This is a genomic window from Micromonospora sp. GCM10011541, from assembly GCF_042650725.1.
Classification (GTDB): domain Bacteria; phylum Actinomycetota; class Actinomycetes; order Mycobacteriales; family Micromonosporaceae; genus Micromonospora; species Micromonospora sicca.
Map to the genome: position 1 here is coordinate 301,952 of NZ_JBHSBP010000055.1, position 23,834 is coordinate 325,785.

Annotated in this window: 19 protein-coding genes and 1 riboswitch; of the genes, 9 read left to right on the forward strand and 10 right to left on the reverse strand. The window is 75.9% G+C overall.

Going from position 1 to position 23,834, the window contains the following annotated elements; translation table 11 throughout:
* Positions 1–35 precede the first annotated feature (35 nt).
* A complete protein-coding gene (locus ACFOYX_RS23515; protein WP_322439241.1) occupies positions 36–1,616 on the reverse strand; it encodes a YbjN domain-containing protein in 1,581 nt (526 codons plus the stop codon).
* A complete protein-coding gene (locus ACFOYX_RS23520; RefSeq protein ID WP_322439240.1) occupies positions 1,613–2,092 on the reverse strand; it encodes a YbjN domain-containing protein in 480 nt (159 codons plus the stop codon). The genes ACFOYX_RS23515 and ACFOYX_RS23520 overlap by 4 nt, the downstream gene beginning before the upstream one ends.
* A gap of 113 nt (positions 2,093–2,205) precedes the next feature.
* Here ACFOYX_RS23520 and ACFOYX_RS23525 point away from each other — a divergent pair, with 113 nt between their 5' ends.
* A complete protein-coding gene (locus ACFOYX_RS23525; RefSeq protein ID WP_322439239.1) occupies positions 2,206–4,656 on the forward strand; it encodes a DNA translocase FtsK 4TM domain-containing protein in 2,451 nt (816 codons plus the stop codon).
* A 70-nt stretch (positions 4,657–4,726) separates the two neighbouring features.
* Here ACFOYX_RS23525 and ACFOYX_RS23530 read toward each other — a convergent pair whose 3' ends face one another.
* A complete protein-coding gene (locus ACFOYX_RS23530) occupies positions 4,727–4,972 on the reverse strand; it encodes a hypothetical protein (RefSeq protein WP_109804448.1) in 246 nt (81 codons plus the stop codon).
* A gap of 104 nt (positions 4,973–5,076) precedes the next feature.
* The gene (locus ACFOYX_RS23535) at positions 5,077–5,391 is read right to left on the reverse strand and encodes a multidrug efflux SMR transporter (RefSeq protein WP_322439238.1); all 315 of its coding nucleotides are present in this window, start codon (positions 5,389–5,391) and stop codon (positions 5,077–5,079) included.
* Positions 5,392–5,446: 55 nt separating this feature from the next.
* A riboswitch (guanidine-III (ykkC-III) riboswitch) is annotated at positions 5,447–5,509 on the reverse strand.
* A gap of 119 nt (positions 5,510–5,628) precedes the next feature.
* Here ACFOYX_RS23535 and ACFOYX_RS23540 point away from each other — a divergent pair.
* From ACFOYX_RS23540 to ACFOYX_RS23570, 7 genes are all read left to right on the forward strand, one after another.
* Complete coding sequence (locus ACFOYX_RS23540; protein WP_322439237.1) at positions 5,629–6,552, forward strand: ornithine cyclodeaminase family protein; 924 nt, start codon at positions 5,629–5,631, stop codon at positions 6,550–6,552.
* A 285-nt stretch (positions 6,553–6,837) separates the two neighbouring features.
* Positions 6,838–8,358 carry a 30S ribosomal protein S12 methylthiotransferase RimO gene (gene rimO / locus ACFOYX_RS23545; RefSeq protein ID WP_322439236.1) on the forward strand — a complete coding sequence of 507 codons (1,521 nt, stop codon included), beginning with the start codon at positions 6,838–6,840 and terminating at the stop codon, positions 8,356–8,358.
* A gap of 77 nt (positions 8,359–8,435) precedes the next feature.
* The gene (gene pgsA, locus ACFOYX_RS23550; RefSeq protein ID WP_322439235.1) at positions 8,436–9,017 is read left to right on the forward strand and encodes a CDP-diacylglycerol--glycerol-3-phosphate 3-phosphatidyltransferase; all 582 of its coding nucleotides are present in this window, start codon (positions 8,436–8,438) and stop codon (positions 9,015–9,017) included.
* A gap of 159 nt (positions 9,018–9,176) precedes the next feature.
* On the forward strand, positions 9,177–9,734 hold the full coding sequence (locus ACFOYX_RS23555) for a CinA family protein (RefSeq protein WP_109806018.1): 558 nt from the start codon (positions 9,177–9,179) through the stop codon (positions 9,732–9,734).
* A gap of 219 nt (positions 9,735–9,953) precedes the next feature.
* The gene (locus ACFOYX_RS23560; RefSeq protein ID WP_109806017.1) at positions 9,954–10,403 is read left to right on the forward strand and encodes a helix-turn-helix domain-containing protein; all 450 of its coding nucleotides are present in this window, start codon (positions 9,954–9,956) and stop codon (positions 10,401–10,403) included.
* Positions 10,404–10,598: 195 nt separating this feature from the next.
* Positions 10,599–11,471, forward strand: a complete 873-nt coding sequence (locus ACFOYX_RS23565; protein WP_238455336.1) for a PspA/IM30 family protein — start codon at positions 10,599–10,601, stop codon at positions 11,469–11,471.
* 23 nt (positions 11,472–11,494) lie between these two features.
* Positions 11,495–12,274: a hypothetical protein gene (locus ACFOYX_RS23570; protein WP_322439234.1), complete on the forward strand. Its 780-nt coding sequence runs from the start codon at positions 11,495–11,497 to the stop codon at positions 12,272–12,274.
* 18 nt (positions 12,275–12,292) lie between these two features.
* Here the strand turns inward: ACFOYX_RS23570 and ACFOYX_RS23575 are convergent, their stop codons facing one another.
* From ACFOYX_RS23575 to ACFOYX_RS23600, 6 genes are all read right to left on the reverse strand, one after another.
* Positions 12,293–15,901 (reverse strand): multicopper oxidase domain-containing protein, encoded by a 3,609-nt coding sequence (locus ACFOYX_RS23575; RefSeq protein ID WP_322439233.1) that lies wholly within the window; start codon positions 15,899–15,901, stop codon positions 12,293–12,295.
* A gap of 165 nt (positions 15,902–16,066) precedes the next feature.
* Positions 16,067–16,966, reverse strand: a complete 900-nt coding sequence (locus ACFOYX_RS23580; protein ID WP_322439232.1) for a zinc finger domain-containing protein — start codon at positions 16,964–16,966, stop codon at positions 16,067–16,069.
* 28 nt (positions 16,967–16,994) lie between these two features.
* Complete coding sequence (locus tag ACFOYX_RS23585; protein WP_109804819.1) at positions 16,995–17,237, reverse strand: CPCC family cysteine-rich protein; 243 nt, start codon at positions 17,235–17,237, stop codon at positions 16,995–16,997.
* 42 nt (positions 17,238–17,279) lie between these two features.
* Complete coding sequence (locus ACFOYX_RS23590) at positions 17,280–18,065, reverse strand: SAM-dependent chlorinase/fluorinase (protein ID WP_322439231.1); 786 nt, start codon at positions 18,063–18,065, stop codon at positions 17,280–17,282.
* Positions 18,062–18,442 (reverse strand): hypothetical protein, encoded by a 381-nt coding sequence (locus ACFOYX_RS23595; RefSeq protein WP_322439230.1) that lies wholly within the window; start codon positions 18,440–18,442, stop codon positions 18,062–18,064. Before ACFOYX_RS23595 ends, ACFOYX_RS23590 begins: the two co-directional genes overlap by 4 nt.
* Positions 18,443–18,543: 101 nt before the next feature.
* Positions 18,544–23,145 (reverse strand): ATP-dependent helicase, encoded by a 4,602-nt coding sequence (locus tag ACFOYX_RS23600; protein ID WP_377534352.1) that lies wholly within the window; start codon positions 23,143–23,145, stop codon positions 18,544–18,546.
* 181 nt (positions 23,146–23,326) lie between these two features.
* Between ACFOYX_RS23600 and ACFOYX_RS23605 the strand changes: the two genes are divergently transcribed.
* On the forward strand, positions 23,327–23,713 hold the full coding sequence (locus ACFOYX_RS23605; RefSeq protein ID WP_322439229.1) for a hypothetical protein: 387 nt from the start codon (positions 23,327–23,329) through the stop codon (positions 23,711–23,713).
* Positions 23,714–23,834: the final 121 nt, after the last annotated feature.

The window sequence follows — 23,834 nt, forward strand, 5'->3', positions numbered from 1 at the left end:
CGGTGGCCGGGGGCCGCGCCGCGTCCGACGGTCGGTCAGGGCAGCGCGGCGACCGCGGCGGCGTACCCGACGCCGGTGCCCACCGTCGCGTCGATCAGCACGTCGAGCTGCACGGGGGCCACCCCGTGCTCCAGGTCGGTGCTGACGTCCCCGGCCAGCAGCAGCTCACCGGAGTCCAGCTCGTGCACGTACGCCTTGGGCAGCAGCCGGTCGTGGTTCCAGGCGTTGCAGAACGCGTACGCCTCGGCGCGCCGGGCCGCCGGCAGCCGGCGGGTGGCCACCACCCGGGCGTGCAGGATCTCCCCGCGCCGCCCCAGCCGGCGGTACCGGATCACCGCCTCGCCCCAGCGGCCCACCACCGTGCCGTCCGGCTCCACCGCGTACCCGTCGCCCCGCCGGTCCAGGGCGGCGGTCACCAGGGCCAGGCTCAGCGGGACCGGCTCCTCCGCCGGCGGTTCGGCCCGCTTCGGATCGTCGGCCGGCCACTCGTCGGGGGAGTCCTCGGCCGGCAGCGGCACCGGGTCGGCGAGCGGCCGGTCGGCCAGCCAGGAGGCGATCCGCCCGGACTGGTGGCCGGTGCCGTTGCGGGCGTCGAAGCTGCCGGCCAGCTCGGTCGCCACCGCGAGCAGGTCCGCGCCGAGCGTCGCCACGTCCACCTCGGCCGCCGGCCGGGGACCGTGGCCGGGGCGGTGGAGGCGCCGCCCGCCCCGCCCGGCCTCGGTGGCCAGGGTGCAGAGCAGCGCGCCGGCGGCGGCGAACTCCATCGCGGACAGATCGTCGTACGGGTGGTCCAGCCGCGGCAGCTGCTCGGCGAGGATGTCCAGCCCCCGGTCCAGGTGCCCGCCCAGCGCGCAGAACCGCAGGTGCGCGGCGAGCTGCGGGAAGGCCGTCCGCTCCCGCCGGTGTCGCCGGTACGCCCGCAGGTGCGCCCGTCCCGCCCGGTCGGCCGCCCCGGTCCGCAGCCACGGCAGCAGCGCCACCGTGAGGGCCCGCTCCGGCTGGTCGGTGCAGCGCACCTCGCCGTCGAGCACCGGTCGCAGCGCGTCGAGCGCCGCCGCGTGCTCGCCCCACCCGGCCAGCAGTTCGGCCCGCCGCGCTGGGACGCATCCGGGGCAGCCGCCGGCCGGGTCGGGTGCGGCCCCCCGCCACCGGTCGTGCTCCCGGCGGGCGGACGGCTCGTCGCCGAGGTGGTCGGCGAGCCGGCAGCGCAGCTCGGCGACCGGTTCGGCGTCCGGGCCGATCCGGTCGGCGAGGTCGTCCAGCAGGGACCGGGCCTGGTCCAGGCCGACCCGTGGGGTGCCGAGGAACGCCTCCACCGCCTGCCGCTGGTGGCGGCGCAGCGTCTCGGCGTCGCCGGGGCGGCCGGCCAGCAGCCCGGGCGTCCGGTCGACCGCGGCCAGGCAGCGGCGCACCGGTTCGAGCAGCCGCCACCGCTCCCCGTGGTGCAGGTACGCCTCGATCAGCGCGAACCGGGCGGCCAGCCCGGTGCCCGGGTCGCCGGTCGCCTCGGCCTGACCGGCGATCCGCTCCAGCTCGGCGAAGCGGGCCTCCCCGTCGGGCAGGTCCCGGGCCTCGGCCAGCGCCTCGGCCAGCCCGCGGTCACGGGAGACGGTCACCGGACCGACCCGCCGGGCAGGTCGCCGGCGGCGGCGGCGAGCTGGCAGCCGGTGGAGACGCCACAGTCGATCAGTTGGTCGAGCTGGTGCGGGGTGACCCCGCGTTCCAGGTCGGTGATCACCTCGCCGCAGACCTGGGCCAGCCCGTCGTCGGCGACGTGCACGAACGCCTTGGGCCAGAGCCGGTCGTGGTTCCAGGAGTTGCAGAAGGCGTACAGGGCGGGCACCCGCTCGATGCCGAAGCGGGGGGCCGCGACGGTGCGGACCTGGAGCAGCTCGCCCGCGGCGCCTCGGCGGAAGAACCAGATCAGGCTCTCCTCCCAGCGGCCCACCAGGTCGCCGTCGGCGTCCGCGCCGATTTTGTAACCCCGGTTGGCCAGCACCGCGGCGATCAGTTCGCCCGTCAGCGGCCGTAGTGCCTGCGGGTGTCCGGCCAGGGGGCCGTCCGGACCGTCCTCGATCTCCGGCGACGCCATGGGGCATCCCTTCTGAGGCGAATAACACACCGACGGCGCGGTCCGTGGTGCGACGCGCGGACACGACCCGGAAAAGCGGCGATCTGCCGGGTGACGCCGTTACGGTTGACTCTATGGCGGGCCGTACCTCTCAGGCGACTCGGCGGCGCGGCGCGTCGCCGCGCGGCACCACGAACAGCCGTGCCCGCCAACCGGCGAAGAAGACCACCCGGGCGGCGGCCCGGCGGCGAACCGCGGCCCGGCCCGGCCCGGCCGTCTACATCGGACGCGCGGTCGGCGCGCTCTGGATGGGGCTGGCGCACGGGGTGGGCTGGGCGGTCCGGGCGGCCGGCCGGCAGGCCGCGTCGGCGCGCGACCTGGATCCGGAGCACCGCCGCGACGGCGCCGGGCTGCTGCTCTTCGGCTTCGCCATCCTCACCGCGGTGGCCATCTGGTTCGGCGGCGCCGGGCCGGTCGGCGCCCGGCTGGCCGACACCGTGCGGCTCTTCCTCGGCGCGATCGCGATCGTGGTGCCGGTGTTGCTGATGATCGGCGCCTGGCGGCTGATGCGCACGTCGGCCGACCCCGAGCACCGGGGCCGCGGCCTGGTCGGCTGGGGCTCCATGCTGCTCGCCACCGCGGCCATGCTCCACATCGGACAGGATCCGGTCGACTCCGTGCAGCGGGACTACGCGGGCGGCCTGATCGGCGCGGGCGTCGGTGACCTGCTGGAGACGGCGATCACCGCCTGGGTGGCGGTGCCGCTGCTGGTCCTGCTGCTCCTCTTCGGCCTGCTGGTGGTCACCGCGACCCCGATCAACAAGATCCCGGAGCGGCTCGGCCTGCTCGCCGGCACCCTGGTCGCGCCCCCGGCCGGCGACGAGGCCGAGGTGGCCGAGAAGGCGGCCCGCAAGCGGCCCGCCAAGCGGCTGCCGCCGCCGCTGGACCCGGACGACCCGGACGACGACCACGACGGCGTCGACCTCCAGGACACCGTGGTGCTGCCCCGCAAGCCCCGGGGGAAGGTGCCCGCCTCACGCAAGCCGGTCGAGCCGCCGGAGCACTCGCCCGCGCCCACCCGGGCCGAGCAGCTCGCGCTCACCGGGCTGGCCGGCGACTACACCCTGCCGCCGGCCAACATGCTCAGCGGCGGCGCCGCGCCGAAGACCCGCAGCAAGGCCAACGACGAGGTGATCGCGGCGCTGACCGGCGTCTTCGACCAGTTCGACGTGGACGCCGCCGTCACCGGCTTCACCCGGGGCCCGACGGTCACCCGGTACGAGGTCGAGCTGGGCCACGGCGTCAAGGTCGAGCGGATCACCCAGCTCTCCCGCAACATCGCGTACGCCGTGAAGTCGCCGGACGTGCGGATCCTCAGCCCGATCCCGGGCAAGAGCGCGGTCGGCGTGGAGATCCCGAACACCGACCCGGAGAACGTGGCCCTCGGTGACGTGCTCCGCTCGCGGGCCGCGACCAGCGACCACCACCCGATGGTGGTGGCGCTCGGCAAGGACATCGAGGGCGGCTACGTGGTGGCCAACCTCGCCAAGATGCCGCACATCCTGATCGCCGGCGCGACCGGCGCGGGCAAGTCGTCCTGCCTCAACACCCTGCTGGTGTCGATCCTCACCCGGGCCACGCCGGACGAGGTACGGCTGCTGCTGATCGACCCGAAGCGGGTCGAGATGACCGGCTACGAGGGCATCCCGCACCTGGTCACCCCGATCGTGACCAACGCCAAGAAGGCGGCCGACTCGCTGGACTGGGTCGTCCGCGAGATGGACATGCGCTACGACGACCTCGCCGCCAACGGGGTCCGGCACATCGACGACTTCAACCGCAAGGTGCGCAACGGCGAGATCAAGGCCCCGCCGGGCAGCGAGCGGGAGATGCGCCCGTACCCGTACCTGCTGGTGATCGTGGACGAGCTGGCCGACCTGATGATGGTCGCGCCGCGCGACGTGGAGGACTCGGTCGTCCGGATCACCCAGCTGGCCCGCGCCGCCGGCATCCACCTGGTGCTGGCCACCCAGCGGCCCTCGGTGGACGTGGTGACCGGTCTGATCAAGGCCAACGTGCCGTCCCGGCTGGCGTTCGCCACCTCCTCGCTGGCCGACTCGCGGGTCATCCTCGACCAGCCCGGCGCGGAGAAGCTGCTCGGCCGCGGCGACGGGCTGTTCCTGCCGATGGGCGCCTCCAAGCCGGTGCGGATCCAGGGTGCCTGGGTCACCGAGCGCGAAATCGCCGACGTGGTCAAGTTCTGCAAGGACCAGCGCGAGCCGGAGTTCCGGCCGGACGTGCTGGCCCCCGCGCAGGAGAGCAAGAAGAAGATCGACGAGGACATCGGCGACGACCTGGACCTGCTCGTGCAGGCGGTGGAGCTGGTGGTCACCTCGCAGTTCGGTTCCACCTCGATGCTCCAGCGCAAGCTGCGGGTCGGCTTCGCCAAGGCGGGCCGGTTGATGGACCTGATGGAGACCCGGGGCGTGGTCGGCCCGTCCGAGGGGTCCAAGGCGCGCGACGTGCTGGTCAAGCCGGACGAGCTGGAGGAGGTCCTGGTCGGCCTGCGCGGCGGCGAGGAGTAGGCCCGCCCGGTGCACCCGACGCGACAAGGCCCGCCGGCATCCCGGCGGGCCTTCGTCGTGGGGAGGTCGGTCAGGAGTTCATCAGCGCGGCGCCGATGACCATGCCGAGGATCGCGCCGAGCACGCTCGCGCCGGCGGCGTACCAGCCCAGCGGCTTGTCGCCGAGGACCGCGCCGACGATGCCGAGGATCAGACCGGCCAGGCCGAACAGCGGCGGCAGGAAGAAGACCGCGATGACGGCGAAGACGAAACCCAGGATGGTGCAGATCCGCGCGGCGCTGCTGCGCGGGCGGGCGGTGGCGTGGATGTCGGCCATGGTGTCCTCCGTGAGTTGGCCCTTCGGTGGGTGATCGGTCACTACCCACTCGGCGCTCGCGGTACGCATCCGGTGCGATACGCCGCGAATCGGGGCGGTACCGGTCAGTGGAAGACCTTCAGGCCCACGACGCCGGCCACGACCAGCAGCAGGCAGGCGATCCGGGGCAGGTTCGCCGGTTCGTGCAGGGCGAGCATGCCGACCAGCGCCGTGCCCACCGCGCCGATGCCCACCCAGACGGCGTAGCCGGTGCCGACCGGGATCTCGCGCAGCGCGTACGCCAGGCCGGCCATGCTCAGCACCAGGGTGACCGCGAACACGGCGGAGGGCAGGGGGCGGCTGAATCCCGCGCTGCGGTCCAGGGCGATCGCCCACGCCGTCTCGAGGAATCCGGAGAGCACCAGCACGATCCAGGCCATGGGGTCACCTCTTGCGCGCGGCCCGGCCACCCGGGCCGGGACGAGTCGGTCGTCGTCCGGGGCGTCTTGGCCTGACCGGGTACGCCCACGACTCGTCCGGGACGGCCCGGCCGTCGGTGCGCCGGCGGGGACCGCCACAGCCGACGCTAGCACCGGCCGGGCGCGGCGGCCGCCGGCGCGGTGACGAACCCCACCACCGATGGATCTCAACCTGACTTCAAGTTGCAGTATGGGGTCATGACGCTGCTCTTCTCCGACGAGGACGTCGCCGCCACCCTGGACGCCCCGGTCACCGTCGCCGCGATGCGGGACGCCCTGCTGGCCGCGTACGAGGGTCGGCTGGTCGCCCCGCCCCGGGCGAGCGCGCCGCTCGGCGGCGGCCGGATGGTGCTCACCGCCGGCCACCTGACCGGCGAGTGGTACGGCTTCCGGTCGTACGACACCTTCGGGCACCCGGAGAGCGGGCAGCTCGTCGTGCTGCACGACGGGCGCACCGGGGCGGTGCGGGCGATCGCCGTCGGCGAGGAGTTGGGCTCCCGGCGGACCGGGGGACTGGGCGGGGTGGCCGTGGACGCCCTCGCCCGCCCCGACGCGGCCACCGTCGGCGTGGTCGGCTCCGGCCGGCAGGCGTGGACCCAGGTCTGGGCGGCCGCCGCGGTCCGTCCGCTGCGGGAGGTGACCGTGCACAGCCGTTCGGCCGGCAACCGGGAGGCGTTCGCCGCCCGGGTCCGGGCCGAGCTGGGCGTGCCGACCCGGGCGGTGGCCACCGCCTCGGCGGCGGTGACCGGGCGGGACATCGTGGTGCTCGCCACCACCAGCCCGGCGCCGGTGCTGGACGCCCGGGACCTCGCCCCGGGCACGCACGTCAACACGGTCGGCTTCAAGCAGCGGCACCGCGCCGAGTTCGGCGCCGACCTGCTGGCCGCCGCCGACGTCCTGGCCACCGACTCGCCGGCCCAGGCGGCCGCGTACGACCCGCCGATGCTGGCCGTCCTGCCGCCGTACGCCGAGCGGCTGCGTGATCTGGGCGCGGTGCTGGCGGGCGCGGTTCCCGGCCGGACCGGCGCGGACCAGATCTCGGTCTTCTGCTCGACGGGCCTCGCCGGCACCGAGGTCTTCCTGCTCGACCGGCTGGCGCGGGTCGGCGCCGCCGCGCGCTGACCGGGCGGTCCCACCGCGATCCGCCGCCGACCGGGCGGGCTCCGCCGCGATCCGCCGCGCCGACCGGGACGACCCGGCCGCACGACGGGCCGCGCGGTGAACGGGTGTGGCCGGCCCCGCGACCGGACCGGTGTGAGCCGGCCGATGCCCCGGCCCGCCGTTGGTGGAGACCCTGACGCGGCCCGGTACCCTCGGATGGTGTCTGCCACCTCCCCTTCCGACAACTCCGGCTCGGCTGGCGGCCATAATTCGGCCTCCGCGCCGCTAGGCGGCGCTCCGGACCGAATGAAGGCCGGTCTGGCGCCGCGCGGCGACCTGGAGCTGTCGTCCGCCGCCGCCGGCCGCCGCGTCGCCCTGCTGACCCTGGGCTGCGCCCGTAACGAGGTCGACTCGGAGGAGTTGGCCGCCCGGCTGCACGCCGACGGCTGGCAGGTGACCACCGACGGCGAGGGCGCCGACGTGGTGGTCGTCAACACCTGCGGCTTCGTGGAGAAGGCGAAGCAGGACTCGATCCAGACGCTGCTCGCCGCCGCCGACACCGGCGCCAAGGTGGTGGCCGCCGGCTGCATGGCCGAGCGGTACGGTCGGGAGCTGGCCGACAGCCTGCCCGAGGCGCAGGCGGTGCTGAGCTTCGACGACTACCCGGACATCTCCGCCCGGCTCAACGCGGTGGTGGCCGGCGAGGCGATCGACGCGCACACCCCGCGCGACCGGCGGGAGCTGCTGCCGCTCACCCCGGTCAAGCGGCGCGACGCGGCGGTCTCGCTGCCCGGCCACGGCACCCCCACCCGGGCGGTCACCGAGACCGACGAGCACACCCCGGCCCACCTGCGGCAGGTGCTGCGGCACCGGCTCGACACCGGTCCGGTCGCCTCGCTCAAGCTGGCCAGCGGCTGCGACCGGCGCTGCGCGTTCTGCGCCATCCCCGCCTTCCGCGGCGCCTTCGTCTCGCGTACCCCGGACGAGCTGCTCGCCGAGGCGGAGTGGCTGGCCAAGACCGGCGTCCGCGAGCTGGTGCTGGTCAGCGAGAACTCGACGTCGTACGGCAAGGACCTGGGCGACCCGCGGGCGTTGGAGAAGCTGCTCCCGCAGCTCGCCGCGATCGACGGCATCGTCCGGGTGCGGGCCAGCTACCTCCAGCCCGCCGAGACCCGGCCCGGCCTGGTCGAGGTGATCGCCACCACGCCCGGCGTCGCGCCCTACTTCGACCTGTCGTTCCAGCACTCCAGCGAGCCGGTGCTGCGCCGGATGCGCCGTTTCGGCTCCACCGACCGGTTCCTGGAGCTGCTGGCCTCCGCCCGCGCGCTGGCCCCGGAGGCGGGTGCCCGGAGCAACTTCATCGTCGGCTTCCCCGGGGAGACCCGGGCCGACGTGGACGAGCTGGTCCGATTCCTGACCGAGGCGCGGCTCGACGCGATCGGCATGTTCGACTACAGCGACGAGGACGGCACCGAGGCCGCCGGTCTGCCCGGCAAGGTCTCCGCCGCCACCGTGAAGCGCCGGTACGACAAGCTCAGCGCGCTCGCCGACGAGCTCTGCTCGCAGCGGGCGGAGGACCGGATCGGCTCGACGGTGGAGGTGCTGGTCGACTCGGTCGCCGACGGTGTGGTGGAGGGGCGGGCGGCCCACCAGGCCCCCGAGGTCGACGGCTCGACCACCCTGGTCGCGCCGCACGGCGGCGGGGTGGACCTGGCCGCGCTGCGCCCCGGCGACCTGGTCCGGGCCACGGTCACCGGGACCGAGGGTGTCGACCTGGTCGCCGTGCCGGATGAGATGATCTCGGCGGCGCCCGGCGCGGCACGGTGACGCCGGGGCCGGACGGAGCGGGGGAGCCACGTGGTGCGGTGCCAGGGACGCCACGGCGGCCGGAGTGGGGTGCGGCGATGACCGGAGCGGAGTCCACGGTGGTGGCCCGGGTGCCGGTGCTGAACGCGGCGAACGGGCTGACGGCGCTGCGCCTGGTGCTGGTCCCGGTCTTCGCGGCGACCGTGGTCGCCTCGGGCATGACGCACGCGGGTTGGCGGATGGCCGCCTGCCTGATCTTCGTCGTCGCCTCGGTGACCGACCTGGTGGACGGCTGGATCGCCCGCCGGTTCAAGCTCGTCACCTCGGTCGGCAAGGTCGCCGACCCGATCGCCGACAAGGCGCTCACCGGGGCGGCCCTGGTGCTGCTCTCCTGGTACGACCTGCTGCCCTGGTGGGTGACCGCGGTGATCCTCGCCCGCGAGCTGGGGATCACGGCGCTGCGCTTCTGGGTGATCCGGCACGGGGTGATCGCGGCCAGCCGGGGTGGGAAGATCAAGACCGCGCTCCAGATCCTCGCCATCACCTGGTACCTGTGGCCGATGCCCGCCGCCCTGTCCGTCGTCGCCCCGTGGATCATGGGCGCCGCCGTGATCGTCACGGTGCTGACCGGCTTCGACTACATCGCCCAGGCCCTCCGCCTCCGCCGCCCCCACCCCTGACCCCCACCCACCCCCGGCCTCCGCTCCCGCCCCCGGGGCCTGAAATCGGTGATCATGGAGTTGTTGTCCGCCGTCCCGGCGTCTCCTGGCGATAACCTCATGATCGACGGATTCGCGGGAGGATGAGTAGGCGGCGTCGGGGAGGGAAGGGCCTGAGGCATGGATGATCGGGACGCGAACGGGGAACGGCCGGCCGGCAGCCCGGCAGCCGCCGTCGTGCACAGCCTTTCGCAGCGGCACGAGACGCTGGCCACCATCGAGTCGCTCACCGGGGGGCTGCTCTCCGCCGCGATCGTGGAGATCGCCGGGGTGAGCGGCACCTACCGGGGCGGCCTGGTGGTCTACGCCACCGAGCTGAAGTCCGAGCTGGCCGGCGTACCGGCGGAACTGCTCGCGGAGCGCGGCCCGGTCGACCCGGACGTGGCGGCCGCGCTCGCCGAGGGCGGACGCCGGCGCTGCGGGGCGGACTGGGGGCTGGCCACCACCGGGGTGGCCGGGCCGGAGCCGCAGGACGGCAAGCCGGTCGGCCTGGTGTACGTCGCCGTGGCCGGCCCGACCGGCACGGACGTGCGGCAGCTCGACCTGGACGGCAGCCGGGACCACATCCGCTCGGCCGCGGTGATCGAGGCGCTGCGGCTGCTGACCGAGCGGATCCGAGACGCCCAGCAGACCGGCGCGGCCCGGGCGGGCGACCCGGCGGGCGCGGGTCACCGGTGACGCCGGCCGCGGCACGGTTCCCGACGGAGCAACCGGCCCCGGGTGGCCGGCGCGGGCGGCTCGGCGGGATTGGAGGGGCGGGGCGGGATGTCGACGGGCCGGCCAACGGGTACGGTTGCGGGAAGGCTTCGACGGTCGACGTCGACGCCGGGGGCAGCCCGCCGGGTCCGGCGCGGTACGCCCCGGTCGGAGATGGTGGTCCCGTCAGGGGGAGGTGCGATGGTCCTGCTACGCCGCGTGATCGGTGACGCACTGCGGACGCGCCGGCAGGGGCAGCACCGCACCCTGCGCGAGGTTTCCTCCGCCGCCAACGTGAGCCTCGGCTACCTCTCCGAGATCGAGCGCGGCCAGAAGGAGCCCTCCAGCGAGCTGCTGGCCGCCATCTGCGACGCGCTCGGCGCCCGCCTCTCCGAGCTGCTCCGCGAGGTCAGCGACACCGTCGCCCTGGCCGAGCAGATGCCGGGAGTGCTGGTCCCGGTGGTCGAGGAGCGGGCCGAGCCGACGCCGGTCCCCGCGGCCGCCGTCCGCAAGGCCACCAACCGGGGGGTCCGCCAGGTCACCACCGACGGTGCGGTGGCCGTCCAGGTCCGCCAGGATTCGCCGCTCAAGGCCACGCTGCGCAGCACCCGGGTCCGCCCCGCGGACCGGGACGTGGTCTGCGCCGCCTGACCCACGCGCCGCGCGCCATGGCCGGGGTGGCCCCCGCCGCGTAGGGTTTGATCAGGGCAGCGTGACCGCCCCCTCGCCGTACGGATGCCGGGCTGGCGTCGGGCTGGGACGATGGAGGCACGCCGCGCGGCCCGCCGGTCGGCCCCGCCCGGCCCGGCCGAGGCGGAGCGACGCTACTGAGGGGACAACGCGGAGATGGCTAACCCGTTCGTCAAGGGTTGGAAGTACCTGATGGCGCTCTTCGGCGCGAAGATCGACGAGCACGCCGACCCGAAGGTGCAGATCCAGCAGGCCATCGAGGAGGCCCAGCGGCAGCACCAGGCGCTGGTCCAGCAGGCGGCCGCCGTGATCGGCAACCAGCGCCAGCTCGAGATGAAACTGTCCCGGCAGATGTCCGAGGTCGAGCAGCTCCAGGCCAACGCCCGGCATGCCCTGGTCCTCGCCGACCAGGCCCGGGCCAAGGGCGACGAGGCCGAGGCCGGCCGGTACGAGCAGTCCGCCCAGCTCCTCGCGACCCAGCTGGTCTCCGCCGAGCAGGCCACCGAGGACCTGAAGACGCTGCACGACCAGGCGCTCGGCGCGGCCGGCCAGGCCCGCAAGGCGGTGGAGAACAACTCGATGATCCTCCAGCAGAAGCTGGCCGAGCGGACCAAGCTGCTCAGCCAGCTCGAGCAGGCCAAGATGCAGGAGAGCGTGGCCCGCTCGCTGGAGTCGATGTCCTCGCTGACCGCCCCCGGCAGCACCCCGTCGCTGAACGAGGTGCGGGATCGGATCGAGCGCCGGTACGCCACCGCGATGGGCCGGGCCGAGCTGGCCGGCAACTCGGTCGAGGGCCGGATGCTCGAGATCCAGAAGGCCACCCTCGACTCGGCCGGGTCGGCCAGACTGGAGCAGATCCGGTCGAGCATGGCCGGCGAGCAGCTCACCGGCCGGCAGGAACGGCCCGCGGTGGCGCAGGGCGGCGAGAGCGCGCCGGCCACCGACCCGGCCGCCGCCGCCCGGCTCGACGAGATCCGGGCCAGCATGAGCCGGGAACGCGGCACCGGGGACAGCACCGCCGCGAGCTGACCCGGCGGCGCGAGGAGGCGGGGATGACAGACGAGCGAGCGCGACACTTCCGCCGGCTGCGCCGGTTGCGGCGCTCCGCCCGGCGGTGGAGCGTACTGGCCGGCGGGCTCGGCGGCGCCGCGGCCGTGCTGACCCCGTACGCCGGGCTCGGCCTGCCGGACGCGGCCTGGGCCGGCGCCGCCGGCAGCGCGATCGCGGTCGCCGCCTGGCGCTGGATCGACCTGCGGGCGCTCGCCGCCGTGCCGGCGCCGCCGGCGCTCGACCCGGCCGAGGCCGCCGCCCGTTCCCGGGCCCGGCTGGTCGCCGCCGTCGAGCGGCTGCCCGTCGGGCCCGGCGTGCTGGCCGAGGTGCGCCGGGTGCGCTCCCGGCTGGCGCTGCGCGGCACCACGGCGGCCGAGGCGTGGGCCCGGCTGGACCGGGCCGCGCTGACCCTGGCCGGGATGACCGGCCGGTTGACCGGGCTGGCCGAGCCGGCGGTGCGGGAGGCGACCGCCGCCGACCGCTCGCTGCGGGACCTCGCCGAGCGGGTGGCCAGTGTGGAACGCGCGCTGCGGCTCGCCCCGGCCGAGGCCCGGGCGGCACTGGCCGAGGCGCACGGCACCCTGGTCGCCCAGCTGGACGCCGGGGTGTCCGCGTACGAGCGGCTGGTGGTGGCGGCGGCCGGCTACGTCGCCGAGGACGCCCGGCCGACCACCGAACACCACGCCGCCGCGCGGCTCACCGAGGCGACCGACCTGCTGCACGGGGTGGCCGCCGCGCTCGCCGAGCTGCGGACCGCCGGCCCGCCCCTGCGCACCCCCTGACCCGGGCCGGAGGGCGGCTCACGCCGGGGTGGTGACCGGGATCGGGCCCGTCCAGGCGGAGGTGCCCACGACGTTGAACGACCGGATCCGGTAGTGGTAGGTGACGCCCCGGGCCAGCCCGGTGTTGGTGAAGCCCCGCCCGGTGACGGCGAAGGTGGCCAGCTCCTGGCCGAACCCCGGATCGAGCGCCCGCTGCACCACGAACCCCGACCCCGGCCCGGTGGGAGTGCTGGCCGACCAGCTCAGGATCACCGTCGCGGTGTCCGGCGTGGGGGCGGTGGCGGTGGCGCTCACCGTGCCCGGCGTCCCGGGCCGGGGCGGGGTGGTCACGGTGGCGACCGTCGACCAGGGCGACGCCGCGCCGAGGTAGGTGGTGCGGACCCGGTAGTAATACGTGGTGTCCGGGGCGACGGCCGGGTCGACGTGGTTGTCGCCGACCGCGATGGCGGTGGTGCCCGGCCCGCTGGTGAAGGTCGGATTGGTCGCCCGCTGCACGTCGACCCCGGTGGCGAACGAGCGGTTGGCCCAGCGCACCGCCACCCGCAGCGGCGCGGCCGGCGGGACCGCCGCGGTCAGCCGGGCCGGCGCGGTGAGCTGCACCGACGCCGGCACACTGTTCGACCAGGCCGAGCAGCTCACCGCGTTCTCCGCGCGGATCCGGTAGTGGTAGGTCACGCCCGGGGTGACCGTGGCGTCGGTGTACCGGGTGGCGTTGGCGGCCACGGTGATCTCGGTCAGCCCCGCGGTGAAAGTGGTGTCCGTGGCCCGTTGCAGCAGGTGGCTGGTGGCCGGCGGCCGGCTGCCGTTGCCGGTCCAGGCCAACGCGATCGCCGGCAGCGCGGTCGCCGAGCCGGGCGCCGGGGTGGCGGTCAGGCCGGTCGGCGCCTTCGGGGACACCCGCAGCACCAGCGGCCGACTCATGCCCTGGTCCCGCAGCCCCGCGGCCCGGCTGTGCCAGCGGTACTCCCAGCCGAGGTTGACCAGCTGGTTCACCACCGTGGTCGGCCGCCCGTCGAGCGGGCTGACCGGGGAGGCGTCGAGCCGGGCGCCGGCCGGCCGGGTCGGGTCGAGCAGCCGTACGCTGTCACCGATCTTGAACGGCAGGGTGGGCGGCACCGGGCGCAGCGCCACGATCACGTCCTCCCGGGGGTTCACCCGGAAGGTCTCCTTCCAGCCCAGCTCGTTGGCGTCCGGCGGGCGGACCCTGCCGTCCCAGCCGACCCGGTTGACCAGTTGCACGTCGCAGCCCTCCACGTGCACCGGATGGGTCTGCGGGGCGTCGCCGACGATCCGCCAGAGCTGGGTGCCGTCGGCGGGGGCGCCCAGCGGCACGGCCGGGTCGGCCGCGAAGAGCACCTCGGTCGCGGGATCGGCGGGACCGAGCGGCAGGGTGGCCGGGGTGAGCGGGCCCGACTGCGGGTGGCCGACGCCCAGCCGGCCGACCGCGCGGCCGTGCCGGGGCTCGAAGACCTGCCCGACCGCCTTCACCGCGAGCGGGAGGGTGACCGGGGCGGCGGCGCCGGCCGGGGTGAAGGTGACCGAGGTGGCACGCGCCGGCACCAGCGTCTCCCGGGGCGTCCGGGTGCCGAACGCCGGGTCGTACGCCGGTTGCGGCACGATCGGCGGACGCTGGCTGGCCACGTACGCGCCGGGGAGCCGCTCGGCGAGCCGGGCGAGGTCGTACCGGGGCGCCGGGGCGCCGGCCACCCGGATCTGGAGCAGCGTCCTGGTGTTCGGGCCGTACCCGGGACGGGTGGGCGGGAGCCCGCCGAGGGCGGTGCGGTCCGGGGCGTCGGTGTGGTGGTCGTACCGGGGGTCGAATTGGGGCAGCGGGGCGGGGCAGTCGTTGTAGAGGATCAGCGTGGCGCCCGGGGGCACGGCGGAGAAGTCCACCAGCACGTCGGCCCGCTCGCCGGGGGCGAGCAGCAGCGTGTGGGCGTCCACGTTGAGCACGGTCGGGTCCTGCCGGTCGTACCGGTAGCCCACCGGCCGGTTGGCCAGCACCACGGGGGCGGGCAGCAGGCCGCACTCGTTGCCGATCTGGATCAGGTCCGGGCCGGCCGCCCGGGGGTCCGGCACCCCGCCGTCCCGCCCGTCGGTCGGCCAGGACGCCGGGCGGTCCGCCGCCCGGACCGCGTCGACCATCGGCACCTCGCCGGCGTCCGGGTCGGCTGGGCCGCCGTCGTCCGGCCACAGCGGACCGTCCGAGCGGGCCCGGTAGAGCTGGAGGTTGAGGCTGCGGTCGGCGCAGGCGTTGAGGATCCGGAACCGGTACGCCCTCGGCTCCACGGTCAGGTACGGGTAGGCCGCGCCGTTGACCAGCATGGTGTCCCCGTACGCCGCGGGAACGGCCGACGGGTGCGGCACGCCCGGCGTCAGCGGCGGCTCGTCCGGTTCGGCGACCGGGTCGTGGTGCGGGTTCGGCACCGGGGCGACCCACGGGCTGCCGCCGCCGTCGGGGTCGTGCGTCCACGGCCCGTAGTCCCAGCGGCCGGTGGGGTTCCGCCCGTCCGCGCGGTACGGGTTCTGCCGGGGCTGGTAGACGTGCGGGTGCCAGAGGTTGCCCTTGGCGCCCCAGCGGTCCCGGTCCCAGGTCGGGTCCTGCGCGGCGAGCTGATCGTCGTCCGGCACAAAGGTCTTGTCCTGGATCGCCAGCGGCAGCTCGTCGGCCGGGAGCACGCCGTCGGCGACGAGCCGTTCCTCCGCCGGGTCGGTGAGCAGGTAGAGCGCCAGCTGTCCGGAGTAGACGGTGAGTCGGGACAGCCCGAGGGCGTTGTCGTGCAGCCACATCAGCCGGCCGCTCTGCTCGTTCGGGAAGTAGAGCGTGCTGGCGCCGGCACCCGGCGGCGGCATGTCCGGCACCGGCGTCACCCCCACCCCGGTCGGGTACGGGGTGATCTCGCCCGCCGGGGTGACCCACCGCCACGGGTTGCCCGCGCTGATCCAGGCCGTCTGCGCGCCGGCCAGGTGCGGCGCGGCCCGGTTCTGCGGGTACGGCGCCGGCCCGTCCAGCGGACCCACGCCCGCCCCGTCGACCGTCTCGTCGACCGGCAGGAAGAGCTCCCCGGACCGGCCGGTGGGGAGCAGGTTGATGAACTTGATCCGGACCGGCCGGCCGCGCCTGGCCCTGATCAGCGGGCCGAGGTGCCAGGGCCGGTCCGGTGGGGCCACCGTGTTGTGCCCGGACGGGTCGGTGCCGAGGTTGAGCTGGCGGTAGCCGCGCAACCGGGTGGCCGGCAGGTCCCGGTGCAGCCGCTGGGCGTACTCCTGCAAACCGATCTCGTAGTAGTCGCAGCCCGGCCAGGTGATGGTGTCCGGCACCGCCACCGGCAGGTGGGCGCCCAGCCCGTTGCGGCCCAGCGGCCCGGGCTGGGGGAGCGCGTCGACGAACTTGCGGATGCCGGTGCCGGGTACCGGCCGGCCGTGCCGGTCCACGACCGGCAGCGGGCTGCCGGCGAAGTTCGGCACCGGACCGAAGCAGTGCGGCACGGCGGCCGGGTCGAGGCTGGCCGGCGCGGGCTCGGCCGGCTCGGCGGCCCGGGCGGCGGGCACGGTCGGGGCGTGCTCCTCGCCGATGCGGACCGCCCGGTCCGCCCAGCTCGGCCGCAGTCTGCGGAACAGGGCCATGGCTCTCCCCCGGATCTCCGACGCGCCGGCCGTCACTCCGGCGTGACGGGCGGACGCGCTGCTGACGATCGGTGAGCACTCCACCGCAGCATGCGACGCGAACGCCGGGGGAGGGAAGTACCCAATCGTCCGTATCTCGGCGATCTTGACCGGTTCGTGGAAGTTCTACGGCGCGGACCGGTCCGGCTGGCAGACCGGGCACCAGTAGGTGACCCGCTCGCCCAACTCGTCCTTGCGGATCGCGGTGCCGCAGCGGCGGCACGGCTGGGCCCGGCGACCGTACACGTAGCTGGTCTGCCCGCGGTGCAGTGAACCGGTGGTGCTCTGCGTCCACCGCCCCCGGTTGGCGGCCAGCAGCCGCTGCGCCAGGGCGACCGTGCCGGGCAGGTCCGGCACCGCGCCGACCGGCGTCCACGGGGAGACACCGCGCAGGAAGAGCACCTCGCACCTGTAGAGATTGCCGACGCCGGCCAGGTTCCGCTGGTCGAGCAGCGCCTCGCCGATGGTGGCGTCCGGCTGCGCGGCCAGCCGGCGGACCGCCTCGGCCGGGTCCCAGTCCGGGCCGAGCAGGTCCGGCCCGAGGTGACCGACCAGCGACTCCTCCTGATCGGCCGGGATCAACGCCAGCTCGTGCAGGTGGTATCCGACCGCGACCGCCCCGGCGGAGCGGAGCACCACCCGGATCAGGTGCGCCGGCCGGGCCGCCCACCGCTCGCCCGGCGCGTACGCCCGCCAGGCGCCGTCCATCCGCAGGTGGGAGTGCAGCGTCCAGTCCCGCCCCCCGCCGGACGTGCCGCCCGCCGCCGTGCCGTCGGCTCCGGAGGTGCCGCCGGCGCCGGGCGTGCCGCCGCTTCCGGGCGTCGCACCGGGGGCGGGCGTGCCGGCCGGAGCGGTGAGCCGGAGCAGCAGGTGCTTGCCTCGGCTGGCCGACTCGCGGACGGTCCAGCCGGTCAGGTCGGTCCCGGCGAGCTGCGGCACCCGGAAGTCGGAGCCCGTGAGCCGGGCGCCGGCCAACGCCCGTTGCAGGACGCGGGCGGTGTTCCAGACGGTGTCACCTTCGGGCACCCGTCCATCATCCCTCGCCCGCGCGGGGTCAGGGCCGCTCGTCCGGGCGGGCCGCGCGGACCATGTCCTGGTAGCGCGGGTGGCTGGCGCCGTAGACGGCGAAGTTCAGCCGGGCGTGGGTGAGGCTCAGGTCGCCGTTGGCGCCGCCGCGCACCACGTCGGCGTCCACGTCCGACTGGCCGTCGTCCGTCCAGAAGCAGACCGGGCAGGTGCCACCGCCGGTCCGGGACGCGCAACACGGACAGCCGACCGGAACCCAGTACTCACCCACCGGAGCAGCATTCCACACTCGAGGTCGGACGGGGAGGTGTGATCACTGGTCGGTCACCGACAGGACGTCCCCGGGGCGTACGGCGAGCAGGTCGACCGCCCGACCGTCGCGTACCGCCACCGCCACCAGGCCGGCGGAGTCGACGTGGACGACCAGGTCGCCGACCGCGGCGTCGCCGAACGTCCGCCCGCGTACCGCCGGTCTGCCGCCCACCCGGATCCGCTCGGGGAGCTGGTCCAGCAGCCCGCCGGGGGCGGCGAGCTGGACGTTGCCGAAGTGGTCCACGGCGAGCACCTCGGCGGCGAACCCCGCGCCGGTCCGCCGGACCACCGGCGTCGGCAGCCGGACCAGCGTCGCCGGATCCACCGCCGGGCCGGCCCCGGCCAGCGGCGCGCCGAGCGCGAGCCGGGCGGCGACCGGGGCGAAGACGTCCCGCCCGTGGAAGGTGCGGGAGACCCGGGGTGCCAGCCACTCCGGGTTGGTCAGCTCGACCGCGCCGGTGATCCCGCCGAGGGCGTCGGCGGCGTCGAGCAGCAGTCCGTTGTCCGGACCGACCAGCAGCCCGCCCGGGGCGGCCAGGGCGACGCCCCGCCGGTCGGTGCCGACGCCGGGGTCGACCACCGCCACGTGCACCCCGGCCGGCAGGTACGGCACGGTCTGGGCGAGCACCGTCGCGCCCCGGCGCACGTCCCCGGGCGGCACCAGGTGGGTCACGTCGATCACCCGGGCGGCCGGGGCGATCCGGGCGACGACCCCGTGGCACGCCGCCACGAACCCGTCGGCGAGGCCGTAGTCGGTGGTCAGCGAGACCCACGGCGTCCCGGTCACCGATTCGTCCCGGTGCGTCGCCGTTCCAGCACCAGCTCGTCGTGCAGCGGAACGTCGTCCGCGCCGGCGGACGGGATGGTGGGCTTCACCTGCCGGGCCCGGTCGACCGCGCCCGCGTCGACCGCCACGAGCCGCAGCCCGCGCCGCTGGTGGAAGCGGGCCAGGCTCACCACCTCCAGCCCGCCGTCGGCGAGCCGGTGCACCAGCGCCCCGGCGAAGCCGCCCGCCCCGTCCACCGCCACCAGCGTCGGCAGGGTACGCAGGTCGTAGCGGGTGTCGTGGACCACCACGTACGCGCCACCCCACTCCCGCCGGTGCAGGGCCGCCACGTCGTCGTGGTCCTGCGGCGTCGCCGGTCGTACCTCGATCGTGCCCATCCCACCGTCCCGAACCGCACTGCCGGCCGGATCACCCTACCCAGCACCGGCGGCCGGGCCGGCGCCCGCCGCGCCTGCAACCGGCCGCGCCGTGGGCCGGGTCAGCCGCGCAGCCGCAGGCCACGGGGGGTGGCCCGGAAGCCGGCGGCGGTCAGCGCGTCGCGGAGCGGCGAGGAGTGCACGGCCTCGCCGTCGGCCCGCTCCACCGACATCGCGCCGAGCGCTCCGGAGTGCACGGCGTCGGCGAGCGCCTTGCCGGCCACGGCGAGCGTGTCGGTGTCGTCGGTGAAGGAGAGGATCGTCCGCCCGCCGCGCTCGACGTAGAGCACCAGGTCGCCGCCGACCAGCACCACCAGCGCGCCCGCCTTGCGCCCGGCCCGGTGCCCGGTGGCCGGGGCGGCGCCGTCACCCGAGTCGACCACCCGCTCCGGCCAGGGCAGCGCCGCGCCGTACGGGTTGGCCGGGTCGGTGGCGGCGAGCACCAGCGTCGGCCCGCCGCGGCCCCGGCCGCCGTCGGCCGGGTCGGCCAGGGCGCGGATCCGGTCCACCGCGCCGGGGACGGCGAACTGGGCGGCGCCCAGCCCCTCGACGAAGTAGCCCCGGCGGGCCGCCCCGCGCTCCTCCAACGCCGACAGCACCGGGTAGACCGCGGCGAAGCCGCCGACCACCTGTTCGGCCAGCACCGCCCCCCGGGTGACCACGCCGTGCCGTTCGAGCAGCAGGTCGGCGAGGGCGGCGGCCCGGCGGGTCGGGTCGAGGTCCCGCTCGGGCAGCCGCGACCAGCGCCCGGCCACCGTCGGCGGGCCGCTGCGGCTGGGCAGCGCCACCCGGCCGGGGCGGCGGTAGCGGGTGCGCGGCGCGGACGGGCGGGACCGGTGCGCGCCCCCGCCGCCGAGCGCCGCCCGCAGCGGGGCGAGCGTGTCGTTGGTGAGGTGACCGGCCCAGACCAGGTCCCAGACGGCGGCGGCCAGCGCCGCGTCGTCGGTGGCGCCGACCCGGTCCGACAGGGACCGGAAGAAGAGCGCCTGGCCGTCGGCGAGCGCGTCGAGCACCGCGTCGTGCAGCGGCGTGCGGGTGAGCGCCTCGTCGGGCGGCGGGAGCAGCAACGGCGCGGCGTCGGCGTACGCCAGGGTGATCCAGCCGTCGCCGCCGGAGATCGCCCCGGACCCGGCCCAGACCACCTCGCCGCTGGCACAGAGCTCGTCGAGCTGGGCGGGGGAGTAGTCGGCGACCCGGGCGGGCAGCACCAGGCGTTCCAGCGCGGACGCCGGCACCGCCGCGCCCTGCAACTGCTCGACCGCGGCGGCGAGCGCCTCCACGCCCCGCGCCGACGAGCCGACCTGCTGCCAGCGGGGCAGGAACGCCGCGAGGGCCCGGGGCGGCACCGGCTCGATCTCCCGGCGCAGCGCGGCCAGCGAACGGCGGCGCAGCAGCCGCAGCACCTCGGCGTCGCACCACTGGGTGCCGACGCTGTCCGGGGCGAACTCCCCGGAGACCACCCGACCGGTGGCGGCGAGCCGGCGCAGCGCCTGCTCCACCACGAACACCCCGAGCCCGAACCGGGCGGCGCAGGTGGCCGCCGCGAACGGGCCGTGGGTGCGGGCGTACCGGGCCACCAGGTCGCCGAGCGGGTCCGCCACCGGCGTGAGGTACGCCTCGGCCACCCCGACCGGCAGCGCCACGCCGAGCGCGTCGCGCAGCCGGGCGGCGTCCTCGACGCCCACCCAGCGTTCCTCCCCGGCGATGCGGACCCGCAGCACCCGGCGGGCGGACTCCAGCTCGGTCAGCCACTCGACCGGCGCGCCGCGCTCGGCCAGCTCGGCCTCGCCCAGGTCGCCGACCACCCGGAGCAGCTCGACCACGTCCTCGGCGTCGCGGGGGCGGCGCTGCTCGGTCAGCCAGCGCAGCTGCCGCTCGGTCTCGGCGAGCACCGTCGGGTCGAGCAGTTCCCGCAGGTCGACCCGGCCGAGCAGCTCGCCGAGCAGCCCCGAGTCCAGGGCCAGGGCGGCGGCCCGGCGCTCCGCGAGGGGGGCGTCGCCCTCGTAGAGGAACGCCCCGACGTAGCCGAAGAGCAGCGAGCGGGCGAACGGCGAGGGCCGCTCGGACTCCACCTCGACCAGCCGCACCTTGCGGGCGGTCAGGTCGCGCATCAGCTCGGCCAGGGCCGGCTGGTCGAAGACGTCCTGGAGGCACTCGCGGGCGGCCTCCAGGGTGACCGGGAAGTCGGCGTACTCGCGGGCGACGTCGAGGAGCTGGGCGGCCCGCTGGCGCTGCTGCCAGAGCGGCTGCCGGCGGCGCGGGTCGCGGCGGGGCAGCAGCAACGACCGGGCCGCGCACTCGCGGAACCGGGCGGCGAAGAGCGCCGAGGTGCCGACGGACTCCTCGACGAGCTGGGCGATCTCGTCGGGGTCGAAGACCACCACGTCGGCGCCGGGCGGCTCGTCGGCGGTGTCGGGCAGCCGGACCACGATGCCGTCGTCGGAGGGCATCACCTGGGCGTCCACGCCGTACCGCTCGGCGAGCCGGCGGCCGATCGCCAGGGCCCACGGGCCGTTGACCCGGGCGCCGAGCACCGAGTGCACGGCCAGCCGCCAGTCGCCCAGCTCGTCCCGGAACCGTTCGACGACCACCGTCCGGTCGTCCGGCAGGGAGCGGGTGGCCTCCTTCTGCTCCCGCAGGTACGCCATCAGGTTGCCGGCGGCCCAGTCGTCCAGCCCGCCGGCTCGCAACGCCGCCGTCGCGGTCTGGTCGTCCTGCCGGAGCAGGGCGCGGACCCGGGCGCCGATGGCCCGGCCCAGCTCGACCGGGCGGCCGAGTTGGTCGCCCTTCCAGAACGGCATCCGGGCGGCCTGGCCGGGGGCGGGGGAGACCAGCACCCGGTCGGGGGTGATCTCCTCGATCCGCCACGACGAGGAGCCGAGCAGGAAGACGTCGCCCACCCGGGACTCGTAGACCATCTCCTCGTCCAGCTCGCCGACCCGGGCGGCGCGTTCCGCCCCGGCCAGGAAGACCCCGAAGAGACCCCGGTCGGGGATGGTGCCCCCGCTGGTCACCGCGAGCCGCTGCGCGCCGGGGCGGCCGGTGAGCACGTCGGTGGCCCGGTCCCAGACCAGCCGGGGCCGCAGCTCGGCGAAGGCGGTCGACGGGTACCGCCCGGAGAGCATGTCGAGCACCGCGTGCAGGGCGGAGTCGGGCAGCTCGGCGAAGGGCGCGGCCCGCCGGACCAGCACGGCGAGGTCACCCAGCCGCCACGGTTCGAGCGCCACCATCGCCACGATCTGCTGGGCCAGCACGTCGAGGGGATTGCGCGGGTAGTGCAGCTCCTCGATGGCGCCCTCGGCCATCCGCTCGGCGACCACCGTGCAGGAGAGCAGGTCGCCGCGGTGCTTCGGGAAGACCACGCCGCGGGAGACCGCGCCGACCTGGTGCCCGGCCCGGCCGACCCGTTGCAGGCCGGCGGCGACGCTCGGCGGCGCCTCGATCTGCACCACCAGGTCGACCGCGCCCATGTCGATGCCGAGCTCCAGGCTGGAGGTGGCGACCACGGCCGGGAGCTGGCCGGACTTGAGCGCCTCCTCGATGTGCTTGCGCTCCTCCCGCGAGACGCTGCCGTGGTGGGCCCGGGCGATCACCGGGGCCGCGCCGGCCGCCGCGCCGGACTGCGCCATCACCTCCGCGGGCTGGCGCGGCGCCCGCACCGGCCCGCCACCGTCGGCGGCGCGGCCGGCGTCCGGGCCGGCCGCCTCCTCCAGATCCGCCGCGGCCAGCTCGTTGAGCCGGGCACAGAGCCGTTCGGCGCTGCGCCGCGAGTTGGTGAAGACGATGGTCGAGCGGTGCGCCCGGATCAGCGAGAAGACCCGCTCCTCCACGGCCGGCCAGATCGACGGCCGGCGCGGGCCGCCGGGGCCGCCCAGGTCGTCCGGCGGCTGCTCCTGCTCGTCGAGGCGGGTCATGTCCTCCACCGGGACCTGGACGCTGACCTCGATGGTCTTGCTGCTGCGCGGCTGCACCACGTCCACCGGGCGAGCCCCGCCGAGGAAGCGGCCGCAGACGTCGATCGGCCGGACGGTGGCGGAGAGGCCGATCCGCTGCGCGGGCGCCGCCAGCAGCTCGTCGAGGCGTTCCAGGGACAGGGCCAGGTGGGCGCCGCGCTTCGTGCCGGCCACCGCGTGCACCTCGTCGACGATCACCGTCTCGATCCCGCGCAGGGAGTCGCGGGCGGCGGAGGTGAGCAGCAGGAAGAGCGATTCGGGGGTGGTGATGAGGATGTCCGGCGGGGTGCGGGCGAAGGCGCGCCGCTCGTCGGCCGGGGTGTCGCCGGTGCGCATCCCGACGGTGATGTCCGGCGGGGCGACGCCGAGCCGGGTGGCGGCCTGCCGGATCCCGGCGAGCGGGGCACGCAGGTTCCGCTCCACGTCGACGGCGAGCGCCTTCAACGGGCTGACGTAGAGCACCCGGCAGCGCTGCCGGGCCTCGGCGGGCGGGGTCTCCTTGGCCAGCCGGTCGAGCGACCAGAGGAACGCGGCAAGGGTCTTGCCGGAGCCGGTGGGGGCGACGACCAGCGCGTTGTGCCCGGCGGCCACCGAACGCCAGGCGCCGGCCTGGGCGGCGGTGGGCGCCGCGAACGCCGCGGTGAACCACTCCCGGGTCGCCGCGCCGAAATCCGCCAGCACCGCGTCCCCGCCGGTCACCTCGTTCGCCACCCTCCCATCCTGCCTCGCCGGTACGACAACCCGCCCGTGCCGGACGCGGGTTCTGTCCGGCTCCGGGCGCTTACGCGACGGATGCGACGTTGAACGCGTTAAGTCTTAACTAACTGCTTGCTTGTGCCGCGCAACATAAAGTAACTTCACTCGCAATGCAGCGTCGGGTGGAGGGCTTTGGATGACCGTCGAGGAGCGAGGCTCCGGGCCCGGGACCGATGTGCTCATCCGCAAGGTCGACAGCCATCTCGCCACGCTCCGCACCGGCCTGCAGGGCCCCGAGCTGGAGCTCGCCGAGCAGCTCGCCCGCTGCCTGCGCGAGCTGGTCATCGCCACCGCCCACTCCAGCGCCGCCGACCGGGGGCTGGTCCGCGCCGCGGTGCACTACTTCGTCCTCCGCCGGGAGAGCCGCGGCCGGCTGCTCTCGGTGCGCTCCCTCGCCGCCGCCCAGCGGGTGGTCAACAAGGCCGTGCGCCAGCTCGGCCGCCCCGACCTGCTGGTGGAGACCCGCCGGGAACGGCCCTCCCGCGCACCGGCGCTCTCCGCCGGCGACAGCGCGCCCCGCTGACCCCGCGGGTCCAACTGGCCACCGTGCCGGTCGCCGCCCAGATGGTGGGCCGGGCCGCGTACCGGTCGGGCCGGGTCGACCGAGCCCTCCTCGACACGGACGAGCTGGCGGGGCGCTGACC